The 26,799-nt window shown below is 72.8% G+C and carries 21 protein-coding genes and 1 riboswitch; of the genes, 12 read left to right on the top strand and 9 right to left on the bottom strand.

Going from position 1 to position 26,799, the window contains the following annotated elements; genetic code table 11:
- The first annotated feature begins 108 nt into the window (after positions 1-108).
- Together BUS84_RS33715 and glgB are read left to right on the top strand one after the other, a co-directional pair.
- Positions 109-2,184, top strand: coding sequence for an alpha-1,4-glucan--maltose-1-phosphate maltosyltransferase (locus BUS84_RS33715; RefSeq protein ID WP_074318396.1), 2,076 nt, complete (start codon positions 109-111; stop codon positions 2,182-2,184).
- Complete coding sequence (gene glgB, locus BUS84_RS33710) at positions 2,172-4,274, top strand: 1,4-alpha-glucan branching protein GlgB (RefSeq protein WP_074318395.1); 2,103 nt, start codon at positions 2,172-2,174, stop codon at positions 4,272-4,274. The genes BUS84_RS33715 and glgB overlap by 13 nt, the downstream gene beginning before the upstream one ends.
- A 21-nt stretch (positions 4,275-4,295) precedes the next feature.
- On the opposite strand, the gene BUS84_RS33705 is transcribed toward glgB, so the two are convergent.
- Positions 4,296-5,339, bottom strand: coding sequence for an App1 family protein phosphatidate phosphatase (locus tag BUS84_RS33705; protein WP_143728677.1), 1,044 nt, complete (start codon positions 5,337-5,339; stop codon positions 4,296-4,298).
- A 116-nt stretch (positions 5,340-5,455) separates the two neighbouring features.
- Here BUS84_RS33705 and BUS84_RS33700 point away from each other — a divergent pair, with 116 nt between their 5' ends.
- The 4 genes from BUS84_RS33700 to BUS84_RS33685 all read left to right on the top strand — a co-directional run bounded on the left by BUS84_RS33700 (position 5,456) and on the right by BUS84_RS33685 (position 9,853).
- Complete coding sequence (locus tag BUS84_RS33700; protein WP_425293479.1) at positions 5,456-7,081, top strand: ArnT family glycosyltransferase; 1,626 nt, start codon at positions 5,456-5,458, stop codon at positions 7,079-7,081.
- A 54-nt stretch (positions 7,082-7,135) separates the two neighbouring features.
- A complete protein-coding gene (yaaA, locus tag BUS84_RS33695; protein ID WP_074318393.1) occupies positions 7,136-7,933 on the top strand; it encodes a peroxide stress protein YaaA in 798 nt (265 codons plus the stop codon).
- A gap of 107 nt (positions 7,934-8,040) precedes the next feature.
- Entirely contained in the window at positions 8,041-8,808 is a 768-nt protein-coding gene (locus tag BUS84_RS33690) for a hypothetical protein (RefSeq protein ID WP_244298810.1), read from the top strand.
- A gap of 79 nt (positions 8,809-8,887) precedes the next feature.
- Positions 8,888-9,853, top strand: a complete 966-nt coding sequence (locus BUS84_RS33685) for a TAXI family TRAP transporter solute-binding subunit (protein WP_244298809.1) — start codon at positions 8,888-8,890, stop codon at positions 9,851-9,853.
- Between the two features lie 11 nt (positions 9,854-9,864).
- Here BUS84_RS33685 and BUS84_RS33680 read toward each other — a convergent pair whose 3' ends face one another.
- The 3 genes from BUS84_RS33680 to BUS84_RS33670 form a co-directional block, all read right to left on the bottom strand.
- Positions 9,865-11,301 carry a sensor histidine kinase gene (locus tag BUS84_RS33680; protein ID WP_074318391.1) on the bottom strand — a complete coding sequence of 479 codons (1,437 nt, stop codon included), beginning with the start codon at positions 11,299-11,301 and terminating at the stop codon, positions 9,865-9,867.
- Positions 11,302-11,310: 9 nt separating this feature from the next.
- Entirely contained in the window at positions 11,311-11,967 is a 657-nt protein-coding gene (locus BUS84_RS33675) for a response regulator transcription factor (RefSeq protein WP_074318390.1), read from the bottom strand.
- An 86-nt stretch (positions 11,968-12,053) separates the two neighbouring features.
- Positions 12,054-12,365: a hypothetical protein gene (locus BUS84_RS33670; protein WP_074318389.1), complete on the bottom strand. Its 312-nt coding sequence runs from the start codon at positions 12,363-12,365 to the stop codon at positions 12,054-12,056.
- 108 nt (positions 12,366-12,473) lie between these two features.
- Between BUS84_RS33670 and BUS84_RS33665 the strand changes: the two genes are divergently transcribed.
- Positions 12,474-12,812, top strand: coding sequence for a DUF952 domain-containing protein (locus BUS84_RS33665; RefSeq protein WP_074318388.1), 339 nt, complete (start codon positions 12,474-12,476; stop codon positions 12,810-12,812).
- 57 nt (positions 12,813-12,869) lie between these two features.
- Here the strand turns inward: BUS84_RS33665 and BUS84_RS33660 are convergent, their stop codons facing one another.
- The 3 genes from BUS84_RS33660 to BUS84_RS33650 all read right to left on the bottom strand — a co-directional run bounded on the left by BUS84_RS33660 (position 12,870) and on the right by BUS84_RS33650 (position 17,736).
- Positions 12,870-14,627, bottom strand: coding sequence for a CDP-glycerol glycerophosphotransferase family protein (locus tag BUS84_RS33660; RefSeq protein ID WP_074318387.1), 1,758 nt, complete (start codon positions 14,625-14,627; stop codon positions 12,870-12,872).
- Between the two features lie 273 nt (positions 14,628-14,900).
- A complete protein-coding gene (locus BUS84_RS33655) occupies positions 14,901-17,012 on the bottom strand; it encodes a DUF6077 domain-containing protein (RefSeq protein ID WP_074318386.1) in 2,112 nt (703 codons plus the stop codon).
- A gap of 124 nt (positions 17,013-17,136) precedes the next feature.
- Positions 17,137-17,736: a TetR/AcrR family transcriptional regulator gene (locus tag BUS84_RS33650; protein WP_074318385.1), complete on the bottom strand. Its 600-nt coding sequence runs from the start codon at positions 17,734-17,736 to the stop codon at positions 17,137-17,139.
- A gap of 217 nt (positions 17,737-17,953) precedes the next feature.
- On the opposite strand from BUS84_RS33650, the gene BUS84_RS33645 reads away from it, so the two are divergent.
- The 4 genes from BUS84_RS33645 (at position 17,954) to BUS84_RS33630 (ending at position 23,052) form a co-directional block, all read left to right on the top strand.
- Positions 17,954-18,847 carry an ABC transporter permease gene (locus BUS84_RS33645; RefSeq protein ID WP_074318384.1) on the top strand — a complete coding sequence of 298 codons (894 nt, stop codon included), beginning with the start codon at positions 17,954-17,956 and terminating at the stop codon, positions 18,845-18,847.
- Positions 18,848-18,851: 4 nt separating this feature from the next.
- On the top strand, positions 18,852-19,658 hold the full coding sequence (locus tag BUS84_RS33640; protein ID WP_074318383.1) for an ABC transporter ATP-binding protein: 807 nt from the start codon (positions 18,852-18,854) through the stop codon (positions 19,656-19,658).
- Between the two features lie 145 nt (positions 19,659-19,803).
- Complete coding sequence (locus tag BUS84_RS33635) at positions 19,804-21,321, top strand: bifunctional cytidylyltransferase/SDR family oxidoreductase (RefSeq protein ID WP_074318382.1); 1,518 nt, start codon at positions 19,804-19,806, stop codon at positions 21,319-21,321.
- 42 nt (positions 21,322-21,363) lie between these two features.
- Complete coding sequence (locus BUS84_RS33630) at positions 21,364-23,052, top strand: CDP-glycerol glycerophosphotransferase family protein (RefSeq protein ID WP_074318381.1); 1,689 nt, start codon at positions 21,364-21,366, stop codon at positions 23,050-23,052.
- Positions 23,053-23,467: 415 nt separating this feature from the next.
- On the opposite strand, the gene BUS84_RS33625 is transcribed toward BUS84_RS33630, so the two are convergent.
- Positions 23,468-24,214, bottom strand: a complete 747-nt coding sequence (locus BUS84_RS33625) for an alpha/beta fold hydrolase (RefSeq protein WP_074319311.1) — start codon at positions 24,212-24,214, stop codon at positions 23,468-23,470.
- A gap of 174 nt (positions 24,215-24,388) precedes the next feature.
- Here BUS84_RS33625 and BUS84_RS33620 point away from each other — a divergent pair, with 174 nt between their 5' ends.
- Positions 24,389-25,405, top strand: a complete 1,017-nt coding sequence (locus BUS84_RS33620) for a hypothetical protein (RefSeq protein ID WP_208869793.1) — start codon at positions 24,389-24,391, stop codon at positions 25,403-25,405.
- A gap of 68 nt (positions 25,406-25,473) precedes the next feature.
- Here BUS84_RS33620 and BUS84_RS33615 read toward each other — a convergent pair whose 3' ends face one another.
- Positions 25,474-26,322, bottom strand: coding sequence for a C39 family peptidase (locus BUS84_RS33615; protein ID WP_208869792.1), 849 nt, complete (start codon positions 26,320-26,322; stop codon positions 25,474-25,476).
- 225 nt (positions 26,323-26,547) lie between these two features.
- Positions 26,548-26,689, bottom strand: a riboswitch (cyclic di-AMP (ydaO/yuaA leader).
- Between the last annotated feature and the right edge of the window lie 110 nt (positions 26,690-26,799).

Genomic DNA, 26,799 nt, shown 5'->3' with positions numbered 1-26,799 from the left:
GGCCCCGTGTTAACGCCTCCGGTAGAGGAGGGGCCCTTCCTGACGCACAGCTCGCCAACGTCGGTTGCTTGGCGCGCGCGAGGGGATCTCGCACAGTAGGTTGGCGGGGTGACTGGACGGTTCCCGATCGAAGACGTCTCCCCCGTCGTCTCGTGCGGGCGGTACCCGGCCAAGGCGGTGGTCGACGAGCCGGTTCCGGTGTCGGCCCGCGCCTACCGGGAGGGGCACGACGCGCTCGGCTGCAACGTGGTGTGGACCGGCCCGGACGGCGCCACCAGGCCGTTCACCAGGATGCGTCCCGGTGAGCCCGGCCAGGACCGCTGGCACGCCACCATCCGCCCGGACGCCGTCGGCACCTGGACCTTCGCCGTCGAGGCGTTCCAGGACCCTTATCTGACCTGGCAGAACGCGGTGACCAAGAAGATCGCCGCCGGGCAGGGGCCAGCTGATCTGGCCAACGACCTGGCCGAGGGCGCGCGGGTGCTCGCCGCCGCCCGGGAGCTGGTGCCGACCGCCGACCGGCCCCGGGTCGCCGACGCCCTCACCGCGCTGGTCGACACCGACCTGCCGCTGCCGCAGCGGGTCGACCCGGCGCTGGCCCTGGCCGACCTGCTCTGGGCGCACCCGGTGCGAGAGCTGGTCACCGTCGGTGACACGTACTCCCTCTGGGTTGACCGCAAGCGGGCCCTCTATTCGGCCTGGTACGAGTTCTTCCCCCGCTCCGAGGGGGCAGCGGGCGGCCGATCCGGCACCTTCGCCACCGCCACCGAGCGACTGCCCGGTGTCGCCGCGATGGGCTTCGACGTGCTCTACCTGCCGCCGATCCACCCGATCGGCCGGGTCAACCGCAAGGGCCCCAACAACGCGCTCACCGCCGGGCCCGACGATGTGGGCTCGCCGTGGGCGATCGGCGCCGCCGAGGGCGGCCACGACACCATCCACCCCGATCTGGGTACGCCGGCAGACTTCCGGGCCTTCATCGACGCCGCGGTCACGCAGGGCCTGGAGGTGGCCATGGACCTGGCGTTGCAGTGCGCGCCGGACCACCCGTGGGTCACCGAGCAGCCGGAGTGGTTCACCACCCGGGCCGACGGCAGCATCGCCTACGCGGAGAACCCGCCGAAGAAGTACCAGGACATCTACCCGGTGAACTTCGACAACGACCCGGAGGGCATCCGGGCCGAGGTGCTGCGGGTGGTGCTGCACTGGGTCGGCGAGGGCATCCGGATCTTCCGGGTGGACAACCCGCACACCAAGCCCTTCGACTTCTGGCACTGGCTGATCGCCGAGGTGAAGAAGGTCGACCCGGACGTGCTGTTCCTCGCCGAGGCGTTCACCCGGCCGGCCATCATGCACGGCCTCGGCAAGATCGGCTTCACCCAGTCGTACACCTACTTCACCTGGCGCACGTCGGCGGCGGAGATGCGGGAGTACTGCGAGGAACTGCTCGCCGCGGCCGACTACATGCGACCCAACTTCTGGCCGAACACCCCGGACATCCTGCACGAGTCGTTGCAGCACGGCGGCCCGCCGATGTTCAAGATCCGGGCGGTGCTGGCCGCGCTGCTCTCCCCCTCCTGGGGCACGTACGCCGGCTACGAGCTGTTCGAGCACGTGGCCCGCCCCGGCGCCGAGGAGTACCTGGACAACGAGAAGTACGAGCTGCGCCCCCGGGACTGGGCCGGCGCCGAGGCGCAGGGCCGCTCACTGGCCCCGTTCATCGCCACCCTCAACCGGGTACGCCGCGACAATCCGGCCCTGCACCAGCTGCGCAACCTGCGCTTCCACGAGATCGACAACCCGGCGCTGCTCTGCTGGTCCAAACACGACCCGGAGACCGGCAACACGGTCATCGTGATCTGCTCGTTCGACCCGCGCGCGGTGCAGTGGGGCAACACCACGCTGGACATGCCGGCGCTCGGCTTTGACTGGCACGAGCGGTTCACCGTGCACGACGAGCTCACCGGCACCAGCTACGACTGGGGTCAGCGCAACGCGGTCCGGCTCGACCCGTACCTGCAACCGGCGCACGTGCTGACCGTGCGCCGCCCGATCCCGCCCGCCGCGCCGGCGCCCGTCGCAACGGTCCCGGCCACCCTCACGGTCGCGGACGTCCCCGCCGAGCTCTCCGGCGGCACCGCGCCGACCGCTCCCGCCCCGAAGGATCCTCGATGGACCAGCTGATCACCGGCGCGACGCACGACCCGCACGCGCTGCTCGGCGCGCACCCCGCCGACGGGCGGACCACCATCCGCACGCTGCGCCGAGGGGCCGGCGACGCGGCCGTCCTGATGAACGGCGACCGGCACCCGATGAAGCGGGTGCACGACGCGGGCGTGTTCGAGGCGGTGCTGCCCGGCGAGGTCCTCGACTACCGGGTGGAGGTCGACGGGGCGACCCACGACGACCCGTACCGCTACCCGCCAACCCTCGGCGAGCTGGACCTGCACCTGATCGGCGAGGGCCGGCACGAGCGCCTGTGGGAGGCGCTCGGCGCCCGGCTCTTCGACGAGGGGGTCGCGTTCACCGTGTGGGCACCCAACGCCCGCGGGGTGCGGGTGGTCGGCGACTTCACCGGCTGGTCGCCGGACGACGGCTGGCCGATGCGCTCGCTCGGCTCCAGCGGGGTGTGGGAGCTGTTCGTCCCCAACGCCCGGGTCGGGGCCCGCTACAAGTACCGCGTCCTCGGCGCCGACGGGCAATGGCGGGACAAGGCCGACCCCCTCGCCGGGTACGCCGAGGTGCCGCCGGCCACCGCCTCGGTGGTGCACCACTCGACGTACCGGTGGTCCGACGCCGACTGGCTGGCCCGGCGGGCCGAGCGACAACCGCACCAGGAGCCGATGAGCGTCTACGAGGTGCACCTCGGCTCATGGCGGCCCGGGCTCGGCTACCGCGAGCTGGCCGAGCAGCTCACCGCGTACGTCACCGAGCTGGGCTTCACCCACGTGGAGTTCCTGCCGGTGATGGAGCACCCGTTCGGCGGTTCCTGGGGCTACCAGGTGACCGGCTACTACGCACCGACCTCCCGGTTCGGCGACCCCGACGAGTTCCGGCACCTCGTCGACCAGCTGCACGCCGCCGGCATCGGCGTGATCCTGGACTGGGTGCCCGCGCACTTCCCCAAGGACGAGTGGGCCCTCGCGCGCTTCGACGGCACCCCGCTCTACGAGCACCCCGACCCGCGGCGCGGCGAGCACCCCGACTGGGGCACCTACGTCTTCGACTTCGGCCGCCGCGAGGTCCGCAACTTCCTGGTCGCCAACGCGCTCTACTGGTGCGACCAGTTCCACGTCGACGGACTCCGGGTGGACGCCGTCGCCTCGATGCTCTACCTGGACTACTCGCGCAAGGACGGCGAGTGGGCCCCCAACCAGTACGGCGGCCGGGAGAACCTGGAGGCCATCGCGTTCATGCAGGAGGTGAACGCGACCGTCTACAAGCACCACGCCGGGGTGGTGCTGATCGCCGAGGAGTCCACCGCCTGGCCCGGAGTGACCCGGTCCACGGCCGAGGGCGGGCTGGGCTTCGGCTTCAAGTGGAACATGGGCTGGATGCACGACACCCTGCTCTACACCTCGAAGGACCCGATCTACCGCCAGCATCACCACCACCAGCTCACCTTCTCCCTGGCGTACGCCTGGAGCGAGAACTATGTCCTGCCGATCAGCCACGACGAGGTCGTGCACGGCAAGGGCTCACTCGCCGGCAAGATGCCCGGCGACACCTGGCAACGGCTGGCCAACGTCCGGGCGCTGCTGGCGTACATGTGGGCGCACCCGGGCAAGCAGCTGCTCTTCATGGGCTCCGAGCTGGCCGACGACCGGGAGTGGAGCGAGGAGCGCGGCCTCGACTGGTACCTGCTGCACGACCCGGCCCGGGCCGGGGTGCAGCGCCTCGTCGGCGACCTCAACCGGATCTACCGGGCCACCCCGGCGCTCTGGGCGCAGGACACCGAGCCGGCCGGCTTCCGCTGGATCGCCGGCGACGACGTCGCCAACAACACCGTGTCGTTCATCCGGATCGCTCCGGACGGCTCGACGCTGGTCTGCGTGGCGAACTTCTCCGCCCTGCCGCTGCACGACTACCGGATCGGCCTACCGGCCGGTGGCACCTGGACGGAGGTGCTCAACACCGACGCCCACCACTATGGCGGCTCGGGGGTGGGCAACCTGGGCGCGGTGCACGCCGAGGACGTGCCGTGGCACGGGATGGTCGCCTCCGCCGCCCTCCAGGTCCCCCCACTCGGCGTCATCTGGCTCCGCCAGGACTAGCCGTCGGGGCCAGCCGACGGGTCAGACCAGACCGGCGTCGCGCAGCAGCGTCCACAGGCCGGCGCCGTCCGGCGCGGAGAGCCACTTCTGCCCCACCCGCCCCGCCGACTCGCGCTCCCCGGCCGGGGCGGGCAGGCTGCCGGCCAGCACCGACTGGGTCGGGGACAGCCGACGGATCGCCACCGCGGCCACGTTCTCCGGGTGGGCGGCGGCGAACTCCCGGTAGATCTCCTGGTCGTGCTGCCCGTCGTCGCCGACCAGCAGCCAACGCACCTCGGGGAACTCCCGGGCCAGCCGGGCCAGGGTGGCCCGCTTGTGCTCGCGGCCGCTGCGGAACCACCGGTCGGCGGTCGGGCCCCAGTCGGTGAGCAGCAGCGGCCCGGCCGGGTAGAGGTGCCGGGACAGGAACCGGGTCAGCGTCGGCGCCACGTTCCACGCGCCGGTGGAAAGGTAGAAGACCGGGGCGCCAGGGTGCGCGGTGACCAGCCGCTCGTAGAGCACCGCCATGCCGGGCACGGCGGCGCGGGCGTGCTCGTCGAGCACGAAGGTGTTCCACGCGGCGAGCAGCGGCCGGGGCAGCGCGGTCACCATCACCGTGTCGTCGATGTCGGAGAGGATGCCGAACCGGACCTCCGGGTCGAGGATGCGCACCGGCGCGTCCACCGGCTCGGCGTCCGGCACGGTCAACCGAACCGTCCCCCAGCCGGGCGGCAGGTCGGCCTCGACCAGGGTGTCGACGAAGCCACTGCGGTCGGCCCGCGCCTCGCAGCGCACACCGCCGGCCTCGATCGTCACCGTGACGTGCTTGGCCGGCAGCGTCGTGAAGCTACGCCAGCCGCGGACCTTGTCCAGCCGGCCCCGCTGGCGGGTATCCGGTCGGCCCAGCAGCACCCGGCACATCACCCGCACCCAACCCGGGGAGCCGTAGCCGGTGTACGCGATGATGTTCATTCGCCAGCCGGTGCGCCGCAGCCGACGCTCCACGAGCTGGTGCACGGCGTCCTCGATCCGCGCGGCCCGGTGCAGGTTCGGAACGGCCAGCTGGCCGGCGGGAGTGGGTGGCACCCGCCAACCCTGCCACACGTCGACGGCCACGGCCACGCGAGCGACGCCGGCTCCTCCGAACCACCCCGGCCGGCCCGCCGTCCGTGAAACACTCCGGTCGGGACGACGACGGGGGCGTGGTCGTGTCGCATCCAGAGCAGCACCGTGGGCGATGGCGTCCGCGACTCGACCGGCCGGCGCTCGTCGCGCTGCTGTTCGGGCTGGCCGGCGTCGGATATCGGCTGATCCTGACGCTGTACACCGTGCCGGTGTCGAACAGCGACGAGGCCACGTTCGGTCTCGCCGCGCTGCACATCGCGCAGGGCCGGGAACGACCGGTCTTCCTGTACGGCCAGCACTACATGGGAATGCTGGAGTCGTACCTGGCCGCGCCGCTGGTCGCGGTGGCCGGGCCGAGCTGGCCGGCGCTGCGGCTGCCGATGCTCGCGCTGTACGCGGTCTTCCTCTACCTGATCCATCGGCTGACCCGTCGGCTCTGCGCGCCGTGGTTCGCCGCCTTCGTCGTCGGCCTGCTGGCACTGGGACCGGAACGGGTGGTGCGTGACCAGCTCACCGTCGTTGGCGGACGGCCCGAGGTGAAGCCGGCGGTGCTGCTGATGCTGCTGATCACGGTGGGTCTGGCGGCCGGCACGGTCCACCGCCGGCGGCTCGCCATCGCCCTATTCGGCCTGCTCGTCGGGCTGGCCGCCTGGTCGGACTGGCTGATCCTGCCGTACCTGGCGGTGGCCGGGCTGGCCCTGCTGTGGGCGGTACGGCGGGAACTCCTCGGCTGGTCCGGCCTGCTGCTGGTGGCGGGCTTCGTGGTCGGGGCGGCGCCGATGATCTACGACAACCTACGGGCGCCGCCGGGTGCGGACTCGCTGTCGGTGTTCCGCGCCGTCAGCACCAAGGCGGGCCCGTTGCCGCCGTGGTCCGAGCGGATCCGGGGTGGTCTGCTGGAAGGGGTGCCGCTGGCGCACGGGCTCTGCCCGGTGGACGGCTGCGGTCGCTGGCAGCAGTGGTTCGGGCTGCTCTATCCGGTGCTGCTGGTGGTCGCCGCGGTGCTCGCGGTGGTCGCCTACCGCCGGGCCGCCGGGGCGTCACGCGGGGAGCGGGCCCGGCCGGTGGTGCAGCTCGCGCTGGTCGCCGGCGCCGCGTTGACCCTGCTGTCGTACGTGCGCACCCCGCTCGCCGCGACCAGCCCGCTGGACAACGCCCGCTACCTGTCGGTGCTGCAACTGTCGCTGCCGGCGGTGCTCTGGCCGCTCTGGGTGGCCGCCGTCGCCTGCTGGCGGGGCACGGTCGGCGCGCTCGGCCGGCTCACCGGCGCGCTGGCCACCGCCGTGCTGGCCGCGCTGACCGCGACCACGCTGGTGATCACCGTGCTCTTCGCGACCACCGGCGTCAGGGCGTCGCGGACCGAGGAGCGCCAGGCCCGGGAGCTGGCCGGCGCGCTGCGCGCCAACGGCCCCCACGAGGTGTACGGGGACTACTGGACCTGCAACCGGCTGATCTTCAACGCCGACGAGACGGTGGTCTGCGGTGTGCTCGACGGCGACCTGTCCCCCGGGCGGAACCGCTACCTGCCGTACTGGCGACAGGTTGGCCGGGCCGAGCGGCCGGGCTACGTGGTGGAGGTCGACTCGCCGATGGAGCGGCGGCTGCGCCGGCTGCTCGCCGACCGGCCCGACGCCGCACCGGTCCGCGAGGTCGGCGGCTATCGCGTGTACCACCCCGACACCCCGGTCCGGCCCTGGCGGTAGCGGCGGGTCGTACGCTGGCCGGGCCGCCGCCGTCCGCCCGTCGAGGAGTCCCCGATGCTCATCTTGCTGCCGCCCTCGGAGGGGAAGGCCGACGCCGGCACCGGTCGACGGTGGTCCCCGGACCGGCTCGCGCTGCCCGAGCTGAACCCGGCCCGGGAGCGGGTGCTCGACGCGCTCGTGGCATTGAGCGCCGGGCCGGACGAGGAGGCGGCGAGGGTCGCGCTCGGGCTCAGCGAGGGCCAGCGCGGCGAGCTGCGCCGCAACGCCCGGCTGCGGGTGGCGGCCACCGCGCCGGCCGCGCAGGTCTACACGGGGGTGCTCTACGAGGCGCTGGACCTGGCCTCGTTGCCGGCGGCGGCGCAGCGGGCGGCCCGGCGGTCGATCCTGATCAGCTCCGGTCTGTGGGGCGCGGTGCGGCTCGCCGACCGGATCCCGCCGTACCGCTGCCCGATCGGCGCCCGGCTGCCCGGTGTGGGGGCGCTCTCGGCGTACTGGCGGCCGGTGCTGGCGCCGGTGCTGTCCGCGGCGGCGGGCTCCGGGCCGGTGCTCGACCTGCGCTCCGGCGCGTACGCGGCCACCTGGACGCCGCGCGGGGAGCTGGCCGAGCGGACGGTGACGCTCCGGGTGCTGCACGAGCGGGAGGTGGACGGAGTGCCGGTCCGCTCGGTGGTGAGCCACTTCAACAAGGCGACCAAGGGGTGGTTGGTCCGTGACCTGCTGGTCGCCGGGGTCCGGCCGCGTACCGCCGGGGAGCTGATCGGCACGCTGCGCGACCTCAAGCACACCGTCGTGGAGCAAGCAGCCGTCCCCGGCCGGCCGCGGCAGGTGGATCTGGTGGTCACTGAGCTTTAGGGGCGTGCAGCCGCAAGATTTCCTCAAGGCTGGGCGGGACCGGTTCCGCAACGGCGGCGCAGGGGCCACGGTAGGGGAACCCAGACTCCGACAAGGGAGCACCCCCGTTGGTCCGCGAACCCGCCCTGCTCGACCGGCCCCCCTCCCCGGCGACGCCACCTCCGCTGGACTGGCTGACCCTGGGTGATGCGTTCGAGGCAGCCTGCCTGCTGCGCTGCACGCCACGGCCGACCGCCGCACGGCCGGCGGTGGCGCTGTCGTCGCACTCGCCGGGAGTGGAGTTCAACCGGGAGGACGCCGCCGAGCGGATGCGGCAGTTGCTCGCCCGGCTGGACATCCCGGTGACCCACGAGGTGGCCGTCGGCGGCCTGCGCCGTCGCTACGAACTGCACCGGCTCTGGGTGCCCCGGGAGCACCGTGGGGCGTACGCCCGGATGCTGGATGCCGGGTGGTGGCAGGGGCGCCGGGAGTTGCTCGGGGGTCCGCTGCCCGGCGCCTCGCCGGCCCGCCGCCGGTGGGTGTCTCGGCTCGCCGCGGCGGCGTGGCGTTCGGCGCTGCTGGCCGGCGGGCGGCACGTTCGTCGGCACATCCTCGGCGTGCGGCTCACGGACCGGGAACTGGCTGCGGTGCTGATCCGTGGCGCGGCCGTGCTCAACGTGCCGGCCCTGCTCCGTCCCGGCACCGGCTGCTTCCTGGTCAGCGTCGCCGACGGCCCGGACCGGGAGCGGATTTTGCGCAGCGCGGCGATGGAGCCGGGTCGCACCGCGGCCATGGAGCCGCCAACCCGCACAGCGGCCATGGAGCCGGCCCGCACCGCGGTCATGGAGCCGGCCCGCACCGCGGCGTCGCAGCCGGAGCGCCGCCCCGCCTGCTGACCCGTGCCCGGTCGGCAGCCGCGGCCGGCCCGGTCGAACGGGCTTGCGCGCACCGGTCCGACGGCGCACAGTGCACCGCGTGAGTCGTACCTCGCCCAGCCGGCCCGGTCACCGCCGTCCCGGGGCGGTGGCGCTGCTGACGCTGCTGCTGACCGCGACCCTGACCGGGGTCGCCAGCTGCCGGGACGCCCCGGCCGAGCCGCTGCCGATCCGGATCGCCACGGGCAGCCCCACCGCCGTCTACTACGCCTTCGGGCAGTCCCTGGCGACCATCCTCAACCGGGAGCTGCCCGGCGTGCGGGCCAGCGTGGTCATCACCGCCGCCTCGGCGGAGAACGTCCGGTTGGTCGGCTCCGGCGCGGCCGAGCTGGGCTTCACCCAGGCCGACGTGCTGCCGACCACCACGACGGACAGTCCGACGGTCGAGGCCGTCGCCCGGGTGTACGACGACCAGCTGCACCTGGTGACCACCGGCGGCGGGTCGGTTCGCACGGTCGCCGACCTGCGCGGCCGGCGGGTTTCCGTCGGCGCGCCCGGATCGGGCACCGAGATCACCGCGACCCGGCTGTTGGAGGTGGCCGGGCTCGGCGGTGTCGGGGTGCGCCAGGAGCGGCTCGGGCTGGACGATTCGGTGACGGCGCTGCGCGCCGGGCGGATCGACGCCTTCTTCTTCTCGGGCGGGCTGCCGGTGCGGGGCATCAAGGAGCTGGCCGGGCGCAGCGCCACCCGGGTCGTGGACCTCGGTGAGTGGACGGAGCCGCTGCGCGCCCGCTACGGCCAGGTCTACGTCTCCCGGGACATCCCCCGCTCCGTGTATGGCGTGGACCCGGTGACGACGGTGGCCAACCCGAACTACCTGATCGTCCAGGCCGACCTTCCGGAGCGGCTGGTGCGGGAGGTGACCCGGCTGCTGATGGAGCGCCGGGCCGAGCTGGGCGCCGCGCATCCGGCGGCGGGGCGGATGAGCCCCCGCTCGGCCATCGCCACCGCGCCGCTGGCGCTGCACCCGGGTGCCGCAGCCTGGTACCGCGCGGCCAAGCCATGACGCCTGGCCCGCTACCGGGCGAGGGTGGAGCGTAGGTCGACGAGCGGTTGGTCGGCCGCCGGCTCCGCTGCGGGACGGGGCTCAGGCGCCGGGAACCACAGGCCGGCGACCAGTCCGCGCGGCTCCCCAGCGCGCATGGTGAGTCGCCCGTCGGAGGCGTCCACCAGCACCGCGGCGATGGTCAGGCCGAGCCCGGCACCGTCCACGTTCTGGGCGTCCGGCGCCCGCCAGAACCGTTCGGTGGCCTGGCCGAGCTGGCTCTCGGTCATGCCCGGGCCGGTGTCGCGTACCTCCAGGGCCACCCCGTCGTCGCGGCTGGTCACCGTCACCGTCACCGCCCCGGCGGCGCCGCTGAACTTCACCGCGTTGTCGATCAGCGCGTCCAGCGCCTGGTCGACGGCGGTCGGCACGGTCCGGGCGTACGCCGGGCCGTCGGTCGTGGCGAGCCGCAGCGCGACCGACCGGTGCCGGGCCAGCGGCGCCCACGCGGCCACCCGGGACGCGGCCACGGCGGCGGCGTCGACGGTGACCCGCTCGTTCTCCTCGCGTTCGGCCCGGGCCAGGGTGAGCAGCGCGTCGAGCACCAGGGCCAGCCGGTCGGTCTCCTCCAGCGCCAGCCGGTGCTCGGAGCGCCCGTCGGGGTCGGTGAGGCTGGGGCCCAGCTCCTCCACCCGCAGCCGCAGCGCGGTGAGCGGATTGCGCAGCTGGTGGCTGGCGTGCGCGACGAACGCCCGCTGCCGGTCCATCACGTCGGAGACCACGTCGGCCATGTGGTTGAAGCTCGCCGCGAGCCGGCGCAGCTCCGGCGGGCCGAGCCGGTGCAGCACCCGGGCCCTCCGGTCACCCTCGGCGATCTCGTGGGTGACCGCGTCCAGCTCGGTGACCGGGCGCAGCACCCAGCCGGCCAGGCCGAACGCGGTGAGCACGCAGGCGAGCACGGCGAGCAGGCCGGCCAGGGCGAGCAGCAGCCACCACATGGTGACGGCCCGGCGGATCGGGCCGGCCGGGCTCACGATCACCACCGCTCCGAGGACCTCGCCGCCGTCGTTGATCGGCACCGCCACCACCACCGCGGCGGCCGTCCACGGCAGGACCGACTCGGGGGCGCTGGTCTGCTGCCCGGACAACGCGATGTCCAGCGCCGTGGTGGTCCCCGCAGCCGGCCGCCAGCTCGCCGAGGCGACCAGGGTGCCCCGTTCCCGGTCGACGACCACGGCGCCGATCGCGTACAGCTCGTCGTAGCTGCGCAGCTCCGCCTCGAGCGGGCCCGATCCGCCGCCGCGCAGCGCCGGCCCGGCCAACGAGGCGAACCGGGTGGCGTCGGCGAGCCGGTCGGCGCGGACCCGTTCGGTCTCGCGGCTGGCCAGCGTGGCGGCCAGCGGGGTCTCCAAAGCGATGAGGACGAGCACCATCAGCAGCAGATAGCTGATCACCAGTCGACGGCGCACGGCAACCCCTCACGCATCGCGCAGCCGGTAACCGACCCCGCGTACGGTCTCGACCAGGCGGGCGTCACCCAACTTGCCGCGCAGCGACCCGACGTGCACCTCGACGGTGTGCCGGTCGGTCCAGGTGGTGCCCCAGGCGTCGAGCAGGATGCGGTCGCGTGGCACCGCCACCCCGGGCTGGCGGGCCAGCGAGAGCAGCACGTCGAATTCCTTGCGGGTGAGCGTGACCGCCCGGCCGTCCACCGTCACCGTCCGGGCGGCGACGTCGATGCGCACCGCGCCGGCCTCGATCAGGTGCCGCTCCGGTGCGGCGTTCGCGGCCCGGCGCAGCACCGCCTCGATGCGGGCCTGCAACTCCACCATCGAGAACGGCTTGACGACGTAGTCGTCCGCGCCGAGGCGAAGGCCGAGCACCCGGTCGCGTTCCTCCCCCCGGGCGGTCACCGCGATGATGCCGAGCTGGCTGCTGCGCCGGCGTAGCTCCCGGCAGAGGTCGGTGCCGTCCCCGTCGGGCAGGGTCAGGTCGAGCAGCACCAGGTCGCACGGGGCGGCGGCGAGCGCGGCGGCGACGGTGGCAGCGTGCTCGACCTGGTACCCGCGGCGGGTGAGGGCGGAGGAGAGCGCGGCGGCCACCCGGCGGTCGTCCTCCACCAGCAGGATCCGCACCCGTGCCCCCGTCCATCGCAGTGCCGTCCTGCGAATGGTGGCAGAAGGGTGGCGCGAGCGGGAGGGCCGCCTCCCCCGGCGGCGTCCTAGAGGCCGAAGACGTCGTCGTTGACGGCGTCCCGGACGCCGTCCACGAAGCCCCGGAAGCCCGGATCGTCGTGGCGCGCCGGCACGCTGGTGACGTTGACCCCGCTGGCCTGGGTAACCGCGTCGACCAGGGGCGGGTAGTCGATCTCGGCGTCGGTGAAGGCGTCGTCGTCCGCCTCGGCCAGGTTGATCACGTGCTGTACGTCATCGGACGGGGTGTCCGGGTCCTCGGCCCACTCGCCGCCAGCCCGGTAGCACTCGTCGTACAGCCCGCGCTGGCTGTCGGTCCAGTCGTCGTCGTAACTCGCCATCGCCCATCCCTCCGCGGCCGCTCCACCTGAGCATGCCCGCTGGGGGGCGGCGACCGCGGCGGTACCGGCGAAAACCGGGCGGCGCCGGAGCCCCCGTAGGCTGCCGCTGTGATCTACAAACTGCTGTCGAGCGCGGAGTGGAACGACGCCCTGGCCGCCGGCACCTTCGCCGGCACGGCGATGGACCACGAATCCGGGTTCATCCACCTCTCCGGTCCGGACCAGGTGGTGGAGACCGCTCGGCGGCACTTCGCCGGGGCGACCGGGCTGACCCTGCTCAGCGTCGAGGAGGAGCGGCTGGGCGACGCGCTGCGGTGGGAGCCGTCGCGTGGCGGGCAGCTCTTCCCCCACCTGTACGGCCCGCTGCCGGTGGTGGCGGTGGTGGCGGCGCGGGCGCTGCCGGCGGACGCCCCGGTCGCCGACGCGGTCGCCGCCCTGCTGAGCTGACGCGACCGCGCCCGGTCCGACGGGTGTCGGGCCGGGCGCGGATCGGCGATAGGCGGCTCAGCGGCAGAGGCGGGCGATCTCCTCCTGGAACCGGTCCATCGGGTTGGCTTCGGCCGGGCCGAGCAGGTAGGTCTTCAGCTCCCGGCGCGCCTCGGTCATCGGGTCGTCGCCGGCCCGGGTCACCGCCACGATCTTCTCCAGCTCACCGCAGTCGGTGGAGAGCAGGTACGCGGCCCGCGCGGTCGGGTACTCCCGGCGGAACTCGTCCTCGGACAGGCCCGCCGGGTTGGCCACCACGTACGGCCGCTGGCTCTGCACGAAGTCGGAGACCACACTGGACACGTCGCTGATCAGCAGGTCGGTCTGGTTGAAGCAGTCGAACAGCGCCGGCGTGCGACCGGTGACCACCAGGTGCGCGGTGCCGTCCAGAGAGGCCGCGTCCGGGTTGCCGCCGGCGACGCGGATGGCCTGCACCACCCGCTCGTGCACGGCCTTGGCCGCCTTGGACCGCGACCCGGCGAGCGGGTGCGGCTTGTAGATCAGGCGCACGCGGGGGTTCGTGGCCAGCAGCCCCTTGACGATCCGCTCGCCCATCAGCACGAGCGAGGTGTGGTACGGGTCGTCGTCGAGCCAACCCTCCCAGGTGGGCGCGTAGAGCACGGTGAAGGGCCGCTCCACCGACTCGGCGCCGAAGGTGTGCACGCCGGCGAGCTGCGGCCGGCCGATCTCGACGATGTCCGAGTCGAGCACGCCCACCCCGGCCCGGGCGTACCGCTCCCGACCGGCCAGGCCGGCGACCCAGACCTCGTCGTACACCTTGCTGTAGGGGTTGACGCTGGCCTGCTTGTCGCTGTCGCCGTGCCCGACGAAGACGTGCTTCGTGCCGGGCTCGCGGAGCATGTGGATGTTCGCGCCGACGTTCGCGGCGTAGAGCGCCGCGCGGACACTGCCGAGCTCGAGGTTCATGAAGTCCACCCCGGCCGGTACGCAGATGACCGGCAGCCGCGTGTCGGCCAGCTCGGTGAACGCCTCGCGGCTACGCATCAGCACCACCGCGCGCTGCTCGAGCGCCTCGGTCGGAGCGAGCCACATGTTCGCCTGGTAGACGTCCTTGGCCGGGCCGGCGAAGTAAAGCGCCACCTCGGGCTGGTAGGTGTCGAGCCAGCGCTGGACGGCGGGCAGCAGTGGGCTCTGCCCGGTGCCCCGGCCGCGCAGCCAGGTCAGCGCGATGATCGCGCCCACCACGCCGGTGGCCGCCACCGCCACCGCCGCGGCGACGAAGAACGGCGTCGGGTCGTGCTGCACCGCGGCGGCCACGGCGGCCGGCACCAGCAGCAGGTTGAGCAGGGGCATCCGGTCACCGGCGACCGCCGCCGCCCAGGCCGGCGGTCGGGGGGCCGAGCGCAGCGGGCCGAGGTCGATGTTGCGCACCATGGCGGAGAGCGGGTTACGACGGTCGATCATCGTGGAGAGCGCGCCGGCGAAGACCGAGACGACCCACACCGCGGCCGGCAGGACCAGCAACCAGGTCAGCTCGACGCCGCTGAGCGCGACCTGCGCGGTGACCAGCAGCACAGCCGCGAGGTCGCGGGTCAACTGCCGGTACGACCAGTGCAGGCCGACCTTCTCCAGCAGCACCTGCGACGGCGGTGACCAGCGGGCGACGGCGAACTCGCCGATCACCGCGGCCAGCCCGGCGACGGCGAACAGACCGACCCAGCCGAGTGCGCCGGCGACGAGCATGACCAGGTAGGACAGCACCAGCAGTGCACTGCGGGCGGCCACTCCGATGCGTCCTGTCAACGTGCCGAACAACGAGTTGGCTCCCTATGAGTTCCATGACGGGCTGGGCCCGTGGTGGGTCGACGTCACTCCCCGTCGCGCATGGTCAACCGCGCCCCAGGAGTGCGTCGGGTCACGGCGGCTGCGGCCCGGATGTCGCGTGGCGGGCCGGCAGCGCGTGACTGCGACCTTAACGCGAAGGGACAGGGTGGTGCCGCTCGGGTATCCGGCACCATTTCGGTCAAAGCTCCGTACCCCCGCGTGCCGGGCGCCACACCGAACCGGCCTGCTCGACAGAGACGGGCCTCAGTCGACCCGCCGGAAACACGTCATCGCCCCCGGTGCCCGACGCTTGGCGAACTCCTGGTAGCCGAGCTGTGGCGCCAGGTCGCGGGCGTACCGGTTGCCGTTGTAGACGCAGATGGTGCCGACGTCCAGGCGGTCGAGCGCCGGTGCCAGCTCGGCCGCCCCAGGGGTGTCGGTGCCGTCGGCGAAACCGGCGAGCAGCAGCCGGTCCTTGGCGAACTGGGAGTTGAGGTCGTACTCGACGAGGTAGAAGTCGCGGGGCAGGACGACCCGGACCTGGCTGGTGACCACCAGGGAGGTCCGCATGATCGTCTTTGGAGCGAGCACGAGGCCCGGCGACCGGTCCAGCCCCTTGATCCAGAAGGCGATCGCCTGGCGTTGCTGCGGCAGCTTCCAGGTGGGCCGGTCGTGCACCTCGACCCAGCTCTTCGCCGACCACATCGGGGTGGCGAAGAGCGCGAACGACGCGACCAGCAGCACGGCGATCCCGCCGGCGGTCGCGCGGCGCAGCACCGGCGTGGCGGCCGGCACGGACACGGTGCAGAGCAGCCCGATCAGCGTCGGCAGGGCGAGCAGCCACGGCACCCGCCAGAGCACCACCGAGATGCCGCTCACCGCGCCCAGCGTCTCCAGCACACCGGGGACGAACAGCACGCTCAACGCCAGCGTCGCGCCGGCGGTGAGCAGCGCGGGCGTGCGCCGACGGGCCAGCAGCGGGCCGCACCAGAGCGCCAGGCCGGAGATCACCCCGACCACGCCGAACAGCAGGGTCCGTCGGTAGGTGTGCGCCGCGTCGAAGAAGGCGTCGTCCGCGCCGGACGCGGTCATGCCGCCGAGCACCAGGCGCGAGACCACCAGCGAGCCGATCGGGTACGCGACGGCGGCGATCCCGGCCACGACCGCGTCCTTCCACCGCCCGACCAGCAGCATCGCGAAGCCGGCGGCGCCGACCAGCATCGGCAGGATGATCGCGGCGGTGGTGGTGAGGCCGATCGCGGTGATCGACAGCGCCACGATGAGCACCAGGCTGCGCCGGGACCGGGTGTCGAACCACTCGGTCAGGTAGAGCCACATCAGCGGGATGACCGCCGAGACGAACATGCCCTTGCCCTCATAGAGCCGGGGCAGGTGGAACGTGCCCAGTGCGGCGTCCCCGCCGGCGACCAGGTAGAGGTACGCGACGGCCACGGTGAACGCGAGCACCGGGCGGCGCGGAGCCCACCGGTGGGTCAACCGCCAGAGCGCCAGCACCGCGAGCACCGCCATGATCGGCAGCAGCACGTACCAGAGGGCCGAGGCGGCGTGGACGCCCAGCAGGCGGGCGAACGCGCCGTCGAAGACCTCGATCGAGGGGATCGGCGGTTGTGAGCCCATCGACGGCAGTACGTTCTCGCTGAACAGGAAGTCGTTGAGCGGGATGAGGTCCCGCTCGGCGATCCAGACCGACTTGCCGACGTAGTAGACGTCGTCCGGGGTGTTGCGGGCCAGGAAGAACGAGGAGATCCCGACCAGCACCGAGATGACCAGCGCGTACGCCGACTGCGCCGCGGTGGCCGCCGGCGCGGCCGGCGCGGACGCCGGGCCGCTCAGCCAGGCCCGGCGCACCAGCAGGATCGCGCCGACCGCCGCCAGCAGACCGGCCACCGCCGGAATCCACCAGACGATGCCAGCGCTGGTCCCGGCCACTCCGGCGGTGACCGCGGCCACCCCGGCGGCGACCAGCACCCCGATCAGCAGACGGCGGTCGACGGGCGGCCGCGCCTCGGTCGACTCGGACGGCTCCGGCCGCTCGCTGTCGCCGTGGCTGCCGGCGGATCGGCGGCGGGCGCGCAGCAGGGCCACAACGGCGAGCAGCACGCAGGCGACCAACCAGACCCGGAAGGTCACCGACGGGCGAAGATCCCCCAGGAACGCCGCGTGGTAGAGCACGGTCCAGAGCGCGAACGCGACTACGGCGCCATCGGTGAGCAGTGCCGGGGCGGCGGCCACCAGCGCGCGTACCCGGGCCGCCGGACCCCGGTCGGGACCGGTCGCGTGCGGGGGTGCCTGCTCGGACCGCGGCGCCGGGTCCGAATCGGTGGGCGCGACGGCGATGCTGTCGACGTTGGCCACGGGCGTCCTTCTCGTCGGGCGGGTCACGGGTCTCGGCACGGTGACGGCCGGGTGTCAAGGGGGCAGCCTAGCGGAGGCGGACAGTCGGCCCCGTCCTCCGAGCGGCGGGGTGTCGCGTGCCCGGTCAGCCGACGATCGGCGCCGCCCGCGGGCGGGGCAGGGCGCTGTCCGCGCCGAGCCCGACGGCCACGGACTCGACCAGGTTTTCCAGGTAGCTGTCGGTGAGCGGGAGGCGGGCGATGGCGAGCCGCCAGTAGAGCGGGCCGACGATGAGGTCGGTCGCTGCGTCCGGGTCGGTGTCGGCCGGCAGCTCGCCGCGCTGCACCGCGCGGGTGACCAGGCGGCCGCCGATCTCCTGCTGGCGGGCGTGCAGCACCTGGCGCAGGGTCTGGTCGATGCTGGGATTGCGGGCGGCCTCGGCCAGCAGGTCCGGAATGATCTGCGAGGCGAGCGGGTGGCGCAGCGCGTGCGCGACCGCCTGGAAGAGCAGCGCGAGGTCGCCGCGCAGGGTGCCGGTGTCCAGCACCGGCAACTTGCCGTGCGCCGCGGCGGCGACGATCTCCAGCACCAGGTCGACCTTCGAACTCCACCGTCGGTAGACGGCCGTCTTGCTGACGCCGGCCCGCCGGGCAACCGCCTCGATGGAGAGCCGGCCGTAGCCGACCGCGGCGAGCTCCTGCATCAGCGCGCGCCGGATGGCCGTGGTGATTTCACCACGCAGCACCGCCGCGCCGGCCGGGGCTCGCCTCTTTTCGGCCGTCACCAGGGACTCTTCTCGCAGGTCACGACGACCAGAGTAGCGCAACGACGGTACGGTTGCGTCCCGACGTGTTTCGGACTACTGTCCACGCAGCGACGAGGCGGCGCTCCGCGCACAGCTCCCACTAGGATTCCATCGTCGCGAGCAACCCGTCTGCACGAAAGATCGGAGCGCCATTTCCATGGCCACCACCGCGCTGGTCGACCCCGACACGGGCCTGACCCAGGCGCAGCTGGCCGCTCGACACGGGCTCCGGGTCGCTGGTGAGCGGCCCACCCTCGTCGAGTACAGCCGCCGACTGTGGGCCTACCGGCACTTCATCGCCGCGTACGCCAACGCCAAGCTGGTCGCCTCGTACAGCAACGCCAAGCTGGGCCAGCTCTGGCAGGTGCTCACCCCGCTGACCAACGCCGCCGTCTACTACCTGATCTTCGGGGTGGTGCTGGCGCAGGACAAGATCCCGAACTTCATCGGGTACCTGACCACCGGCCTGTTCATCTTCAACTTCACCCAGAGCGCGGTGCTGGCCGGCACGCAGTCGATCAGCGGCAACCTGGGGCTGATCCGGGCGCTGCACTTCCCCCGGGCCAGCCTGCCGCTGTCCACCACGGTGACCCAGTTCCAGCAGCTCCTGGCCTCGATGGTGGTGCTGATCGGCATCGTGCTGGCCACCGGGGAGCCGATCACCCTGACCTGGCTGATGCTGGTGCCCGCCCTGCTGCTCCAGGCGGTGTTCAACGCCGGCGTGGTGCTGCTGGTCGCCCGGATGGGCGCCAAGGCCAGCGACCTGAAGCAGGTCATGCCCTTCATCATGCGCACCTGGATGTACGGCTCCGGCGTCCTCTACAGCGTCAGCCTCTTCGAGCGGCTGCCGGGCTGGGCGACGACGCTGGTCCAGTTCAACCCACTGCTGGTCTACATCGAGCTGGCCCGGTACGCGCTGCTGGAGCAGCCGCCACTGCTCAACGAGTCGCTCACCCAGCTCTGGCTGGTGGCGGCGGCGTGGGCGGTCGTGGGCGGGATCGGTGGCTTCATCTACTTCTGGCGCGGCGAACAGGAGTACGGCCGTGGTTGATCACATGCACGCCGCCGACGAGGCGACCGTCTCCCTGCCCGTGCTGCCGGAGCGGATCCCGACCGTGGTGGTGGATGACGCGCACATCATCTACCGGGTGCACAAGGGTGCCGCCGGCGGCACCACGCCGGTGGCCGCGCTGCGCCGGCTGGTCAAGCGCACATCCGCGCCGAACGTGCGGGAGGTGCACGCGGTGAAGGGTGTCTCGTTCACCGCGTACCGGGGCGAGGCGATCGGGCTGATCGGCAGCAACGGCTCCGGCAAGTCCACCCTGCTGCGGGCCATCGCCGGCCTGCTGCCGGTCAACCGGGGCGCGATCCACACCCAGGGGCAGCCCTCGCTGCTGGGCGTGAACGCGGCCCTGCTCAACGACCTCTCGGGCGAGCGCAACGTCACCCTCGGTTGCCTGGCCATGGGGATGCATCCCGACGAGGTGGCCCAGCAGGCCGCGGGGATCATCGACTTCTCCGGGATCAACGAGCGGGGCGACTTCGCCAGCCTGCCGATGCGCACCTACTCCTCCGGCATGGCGGCCCGGCTGCGGTTCTCCATCGCCGCCGCCAAGAAGCACGACGTGCTGCTCATCGACGAGGCGCTCGCCACCGGCGACAAGGGCTTCCGCAAGCGCAGCGAGCAGCGGGTGCGGGAGTTGCGGGAGGGCGCCGGCACGGTGTTCCTGGTCAGCCACCAGCTCTCCTCGGTACGAGACACCTGTGAACGGACCATCTGGCTGGAATCCGGCGTCCTGCGGATGGACGGGCCCACCAACGAGGTCATCCGGGCATACGAGGCGTACGCGAACAGCAAGTAGAGTGCCGGCGAACCTCCGGCATCGACACGGCGCCATGAACCGCGTCGCCCGCGTTGGGGCGACGCGGTTCGCGCGTTAAGGTTCATTCCGTCGCCGCTCGGGCGGAACCTTCCGCTAACGCATCCCTGAGAGTGAGGATCCGGCAATGACGCAGGACCAGACCACTGGCCCGGACGCCACACCGGAGACCCCGGCACCGTGGCGGCCCTCGCGGACGGTGGCCGTGGTGCTGGCCGGCGGCACCGGGACCCGACTGGGCCTCGGCATCCCGAAGCAGCTGCTGAAGATCGCCGGTAAGCCGATCATCGAGCACACCCTGGCCGTCTTCGAGGCCGCACCGGAGATCGACGAGATCATCGTGCTGATGGCCACCGGGCACGTCGAGGACGCCCGGCAGATCGTCGAGAAGGCCGGCCTGCGCAAGGTCACCAAGGTGATCGAGGGCGGCGACACCCGTAACGCGACCACCCGGATCGCGCTGGACGCGGTCGGCCCGGCGGACTGCAACATCCTCTTCCACGACGCGGTGCGTCCGCTGCTCAGCGGCCGGATCGTGCGCGAGTGCGTCAACGCTCTCTGGACCTACGCCGCCGTGGACGTGGCCATCCCGTCCGCCGACACGATCATCCAGGTGGACGAGAACGACTGCATCACCGACATCCCGGTTCGCTCCCGGCTGCGCCGCGGGCAGACCCCGCAGGCGTTCCGCTCCCCCACCATCCGCGAGGCGTACCGGATCGCCGAGGGCGACCCGGACTTCGCCGCCACCGACGACTGCGGCGTGGTGCTGCGCTACCTGCCGGGCACCCCGATCAAGGTGATCGACGGCTCGGACGAGAACATCAAGGTCACCCACCCGGTCGACGTGCACCTGGCGGACAAACTCTTCCAGCTCGCCGCCGCGCAGGCCCCCCGGCTGACCGACCACCGCAGCTACACCGAGGAGCTGACCGGCCGCACCATCGTGGTGTTCGGCGGCAGCTACGGCATCGGCCACGAGCTGACCGAGCTGGCCCGGCGCCTCGGCGCCCAGGTCTTCCCGTTCAGCCGCTCCACCACCGGCACCCACGTGGAGCGGACCGAGGACGTCGAGGCCGCGCTGAAGACCGCCTTCGAGGCCACCGGCCGGATCGACCACGTGGTGGTCACCGCCGGGATCCTGGAGAAGGGCGCCCTCGCCGAGATGGACGAGGAGACGATGGACCGGCTCCTCCAGGTCAACTTCGTCGGCCCGGTGACCATCGCCCGGCAGTCCCTGCCGTACCTCCAGCAGACCAAGGGCCAGCTGCTGCTCTACACCTCCAGCTCCTACACCCGGGGGCGGGCCCGTTACGCGCTCTACTCCGCCACCAAGGCCGCCCTGGTCAACCTCACGCAGGCGCTGGCCGACGAGTGGGCCGACGTCGGCGTACGGGTCAACTGCATCAACCCGGAGCGGACCGCCACCCCGATGCGGACGCGGGCCTTCGGCGAGGAGCCGGAGCACACCCTGCTCGCCGCGGAGGCCGTCGCCCAGTCCTCGCTGGACGTGCTGATCTCCGACCTGACCGGCCAGGTGATCGACGTACGCCGCGCGCCCGGCGACGGGCCCTCCACGACCGTGCCGGCCCAGGCCCCGCCGAGCCGGGTCGGTGCGCCGGCCGGTGCGGCCTCCGCGAGCTGACGTCGACGACGGCGGAACCCGGACGGCGGCGAACGGAGCGACATGCGCGGTGACCTGGTCCGAAAGCTGGCCGCCCGGTGCCTGAGCACCGGCCTGGCCGTGCTGGCCTTCGTCGTGGTGGCGCTGACCGGCGCCACCGGATGGGGGCTGGCGTTGGCCGTCGCCGCGCTGGCCGCGGCGGCCGCCGAGCAGCGGATCCGGCCCGGCGCTGACCTCGTCGCCGAGACGGCGCTGATCGCCGCCGCCGTCCTGGTCGGATACGCCCGGCGCCTGGACGACGGGCTCGACCCGGCGCTGGTCGCCACCGCGCTGGTGCTGCTGGGGCTGGTGCTGCTGGTGGGGCCGCTGCGGACCGCCGGCAACCTGGAGATCCGGGTGGCCAACCTGCCGGTGCGGGGCTGGACGCCGCTGATCGCCGACCAGCTGGGCACCGCCCTGCTCTGGCTGCTCACCGCGGTGACCCTGGCCGCCGCGTTGGCCCTGCCCGCCGCCGTGGCGCTGATCGCCAGCCTGCTGGTCGGCGTCGGCGCAGGTGCGGTCGCCCTGGACCTGGCCCGGCGCCGGTTCCGGCCGACCGCCCGTGGTGGGGCGGTGGCCCGGGCGCTGCGCCGGCACCAGCCGGAGTTCCTGCTCTACTTCTCCGCGCCACCCGGCTCGGAGTACCAGGTCACCATGTGGCTGCCGTACCTGGAGCGGATCGGCCGGCCGTTCATGGTCGTGCTGCGCGAGCCGGAGTTCCTGGCGCCGATCGCCGCGGCCACCGACGCACCGGTGGTCTACTGCCCCACCCTGCGGGCGATGGACGAGGCGCTGGTGCCGAGCCTGCGAGCGGCGTTCTACGTCAACCACGGGGCGAAGAACAGCCACTGCATCCGGTTCACCGAGCTCACCCACGTACAGCTGCACCACGGCGACAGCGACAAGGCGCCGAGCGCCAACCCGGTGTCGGGGATCTTCGACCGGATCTTCGTGGCCGGCCCGGCGGCGATCGACCGGTACACCCGCGCCGGGGTGCAGATCCCGGCCGAGAAGTTCGTGGTGGTGGGCCGCCCGCAGGTCGAGTCGATCGAGGTACGCCCGGAGCCGGTGCGCGGCCTGGCACACCCGACCGTGCTCTACACCCCGACCTGGACCGGACACCACGCCGACGCCGACTACTGTTCGCTGCCCGTCGCCGACGACCTGCTGCGCCGGCTGCTGGAACGCGGCGCGACGGTGATCCTGCGCGCCCACCCGTACACCGCGCAGAACCCGGCCTCGGCCCGGCAGCTCGGCCGGTTGACCGAGCTGCTGGCCGCCGACCGGGCCCGCTCCGGGCGGCAGCACGTGGTCGGCGCGGCGGCCCGGGAGCTGAGCCTCACCGAGTGCGTCAACCGGTCGGACGCGCTGATCTCCGACGTGTCCGGGGTGATCTCGGACTACCTCTACTCCGGCAAGCCGTACGCGGTCACCGACATGGGCGACGAGGGCGAGCGGTTCGTGGAGCACTTCCCACTGGCCGGGGCGGGCTACGTACTGCGCCGGGACATGTCCAATGTGGACGAGGTGCTGACCGCGCTGCTGGACACCGACCCGGCGGCCGAGAAGCGCTGGGTCACCCGGCGTCACTACCTGGGTGACTTCCCGGTCGAGTCGTACGCCGAGGCGTTCCTGGCCGCCGCCCGCCGGGAGTTGGCGCCGGCGCCGGACCGCGCGGCGAGCGTGCCGGCGCAGCTCTCCCCCCTGGCCTGATCCGGACCACCGGGTCAGCCAAGGGAGTTGCCGCGTCACGCAACGCCTCCGCGATCGTGCCGATCAACTCGGCCTCGTCCGGCCCGCCCTCCAGGGCACGCACCGCGGGCCCGACGAGGGCTTGCGGTGACAACCCGGTTGGACGCAGCACCAGGAGCATGGACAAACCCCAGACAGCGCCACCCTCGGCCGCCAGCGGCCGGAGGTCAAAGGACCACGCGTCCGCACGCCCGAACACGAGCACCACCGGGATCGGTGCGGGCCGCTGTCAGGCCTCCCGCCCCGAGCGAGGCGACGAGCGGTCGACATCGACGCATCGCCTCGTCGAGGCGGTCATCGACGACATTCAGGCTCACGCTGACGATCAGGGCCGACTCGGGACTGCGCATCAGTCCGTGGCCCCACCTTCCGGGGTTCAGCGGTACGCGTCCAGCAACGCCAGCACCGCCGCGGGGTCCTCCACGTGCGCGTTGTGCCCGAGCCCGGGCAGCGTGGCGACCGGTACGCCGAACTCCTTGAGCTGCGCGTCGGTGACCATCGGGTCGTGCTCGCCGCGGGCCAGCACCACCGGCACGTCGGCCGCCGCCAGCAGAGCGGCGAGGTCCGGCTCGCCAACAGCGAACGCGGCCGGGTCCATCGCGAGGCGCCACCGGCCGTCGACCTGGCGCAGCCCGGCGTCGACCACGGGATGGTCCGGCAGGATCAGGCCGGACAGCCCGGAGACCCGCAGGTAGCGGCGAGCCGCCTCGGTGCGGCTGGCGAACCAGGCGATCGGTCGGGCGGCGAGTTCGGCGGCGCGGGTCAGCTCGTCGGGCGACCAGACCGCCTTGATGCCCAGCCCGACCACCGCGTCCACCGGCAGGCCGGCGGCGCGGGCGGCCAGCGCGAGGCCGACCACCCCGCCCAGCGAGTGTCCGAGCACGACGATCCGGTCGTCGGGGGCCAGGCCGTGGGCGATCCGCTCGGCGAAGCCAGCGAACGAGTACGACGGCAGCGGCGCCGACCAGCCGTGACCGGCGAGGTCCGGTGCGAGCCACCGCCCCGGCCAGTGCTGCTCCAGCAGCGGCGCCCAGGGCAGCCAGACGTCGCCGGTCGCCCCCATTCCGTGCAGCAGCAGCAGGACCGGCCCGCGGCCGGCTTGACCACCCGATTCATCCACCACGGCCGCAGTCTCCCACGGTTCGGCGACGGGTACGAGAGTCCCGGTCGGCGGCACGCGGGGGGACACCGATCGATGGAGATCCACTGTAGAGTTCGCCGCCTGGAAGGGCAGAGTCATCTGTCGATCCCTTGGGGAGAGGAGTCCACCGAGCTCACGAGGCAACGATCAGCACTGGTGGCGGCCCTGGCGGCCGTCGCACTCGGCTCGGCGCCCAGTGCCCCCGCGCTCGCCACCACCCCGAGCGTCCCCGCATCGGGTGCCGACGTGGTGGCGGCGGCCGATCGCGTCCTGCGGGTCTACAACAACAACATCGAGAACCTGGTGGTGAACAACTCCGACGGGACCTGCACCCGGATCTCCGGGCCGGACCACCTGACCTCGATCCTGGTCGACGACGCCGGCCGCACCGGCACCAGTGGCGTGGTGGCACCGGACATCCTGATCGTCCAGCAGGTGCGCGGCACCGGCCAGGCCGAGGCGTACGCCGATCAACTGTCGGCCAAGTTCGGCTACCCGGCGGGCACCTACCGGGCGATCGTGGCCTGGAGTGACCCGGAGCCGTGGGGCAGCACGCACAAGTGCAGCTCGCAGTCGCTGGGCGACCTCAAGAAGAAGCAGACCAACGGGATCATCTGGAACACCAGGACCCTCAGCCTCGCCGCCGGCGACATCTCGAAGTACTGGAGCGCGGGCTGGCTCAAGCCGGGCACGGCGTACTCCAACGGCGCCGGGTGCACGCTGTACAAGCCGCCGAACAGCGACCCGGACAGCACCGACTACTACAAGTGGAAGCGCAGCAGCGCCATCGCGGCCCGGTTCACCATCAAGGCGACCGGCACCAGCGTGTTCGCCGCGACCATGCACCTGCCCGAGGAGAACCGGCAGAACGCCTGCGCCGGCGACGGCGACCGGGGCATCGCCAACACCGGCATCCACCTCGGTGCGGACGCGACCAGCCTGTTGAACGCCTCCACGATCCGCATCGTGGGGATCGACGCGAACCGCACCGGCATCGCGCCGAGCACGTTGAGCGGGTACGGCATGACCGGCTACGGATCGAAGGCCACCAGCGGCTCCAGCAAGATCGACTACCTCTTCGTGGAGGGCAGCGTGCAACCGTCCAGCATCGACCACACGGTCAGCGGGACGAAGTCGAACCACCTCGCGCTGTACGGCTTCATCGGCTACTGACCGCACGGAGAAACGCCGCGGGCGCCGGCCCCTTGTGGGGGACGGCGCCCGCGGCGGCTGCGCCCGGGTCAGGCGGAGTAGCCCCGAGTGGCGATCCAGTTCGCCAGGTCGATCGTGGTGATCCAGTACGACGGGTCGGCGGCGTTCGCCGAGTCGGCGATCCGCACGGTCCGGCCGTTGTCCTTGTAGCCCACCACGGCGATGTAGTGCCCGCCGCCGTAGGAGTGCCAGCCACCATCGGTGTCGGTGGCGTCGCCGACGACGTTGGCCACCACGCCGCGGCCGGCGGTGATCGCCGCGACCACGTCGGCCTGGAGCTGGTCCATCTGGGCCGGGCTGGGCGTGCCGGCGAACATCCGGGTCCGGTACGGGGAGCCCTTCACCTCGGCGTTGAGCACCCGGGTGGTGTCCAGGGCCGAGTTGGTGCCCATCTCGGTGGTGCCCAGCTCGCCGCCGAGCTCGTCCTGGGTGCGGTCGATACCGGTGGCGCTGAGCGCGTTGCGGGTAGCCGCGGGTCCACAGTTGTAGTACGTGTTCTGCGCCTGGTAGTCGTAGTCGAGCACCTTGGTCGCGGGCGGCTTCGGCGGGGCCGGCTTACGGGTCAGATCCGGGTTGCCGCTGGCCTTGGCGGCGGGCGACGCGGCGCTGGCCGTCGGGGCGGCGGTGCTCGGCGAGGTGCTGGCCGAGGGGTCCGCGACGCGCGCCTCGCCGCGGGACGCGATGGTGTCGCTACGCATCTCGGCGACCGTGGTCGCGGTGTGCTGGCTGGCCGGGGCGTCGTCGGCGCCGGCGATCAGGGCGCCGGTGGTGGTCGCGAGCGCCAAGGCCGCGGCGGAGGCGGCGACGATCTGGTAGGGGCGCTCGGTGGCGAGACGACGGAGCTGACGCTTCAGGGTGTGCTTCACGGGGTCCTCCACGGATGGGGGGGAGAGCGGCACACCGGGCCGGACCGATATCCGGGCAGGCGCCAGCGCGCGGACCGTGGTCCGCGGGTGGTGAACCGCTCAGGGGATTGCCCGGCGTGGCCGGGTGGGAGAGGCGGTGACCCGGGGGTCAGCTCACCGGACGGATGAGCGGGGGCACCGCGGCGCCGTGGAGGCAGGGGAACAACCGAGGAGTGGAGAGGTGCTGCACGAGGATGGAACTCCTTCCGACACCGCCTACCGGGTTAGCTGACGGATTCGGGCGGGAAGATCGCCCTACCGCGGGCCGTGGCTCGCGGATTCACCCCGGACTTACTGATGGGTCCCCGGTTCGTTGATCACGATTGAGCGGGTCGGCGCGGCGTCGCCTCTTGCGATCGGTTACCGCACCGGACGGGACGACACTACTGGCCTGTTCAATCCCTGCCAAGCCAGGTTCACCTGCGTAAACCTGAAATCGAGCGCTAATTT

Origin of the sequence: Micromonospora cremea (assembly GCF_900143515.1) — a bacterium.
Lineage (GTDB): Bacteria > Actinomycetota > Actinomycetes > Mycobacteriales > Micromonosporaceae > Micromonospora > Micromonospora cremea.
The sequence above is the reverse complement of the archived record's forward strand: the minus strand, read 5'-3'. Positions and strand labels throughout refer to the sequence as shown.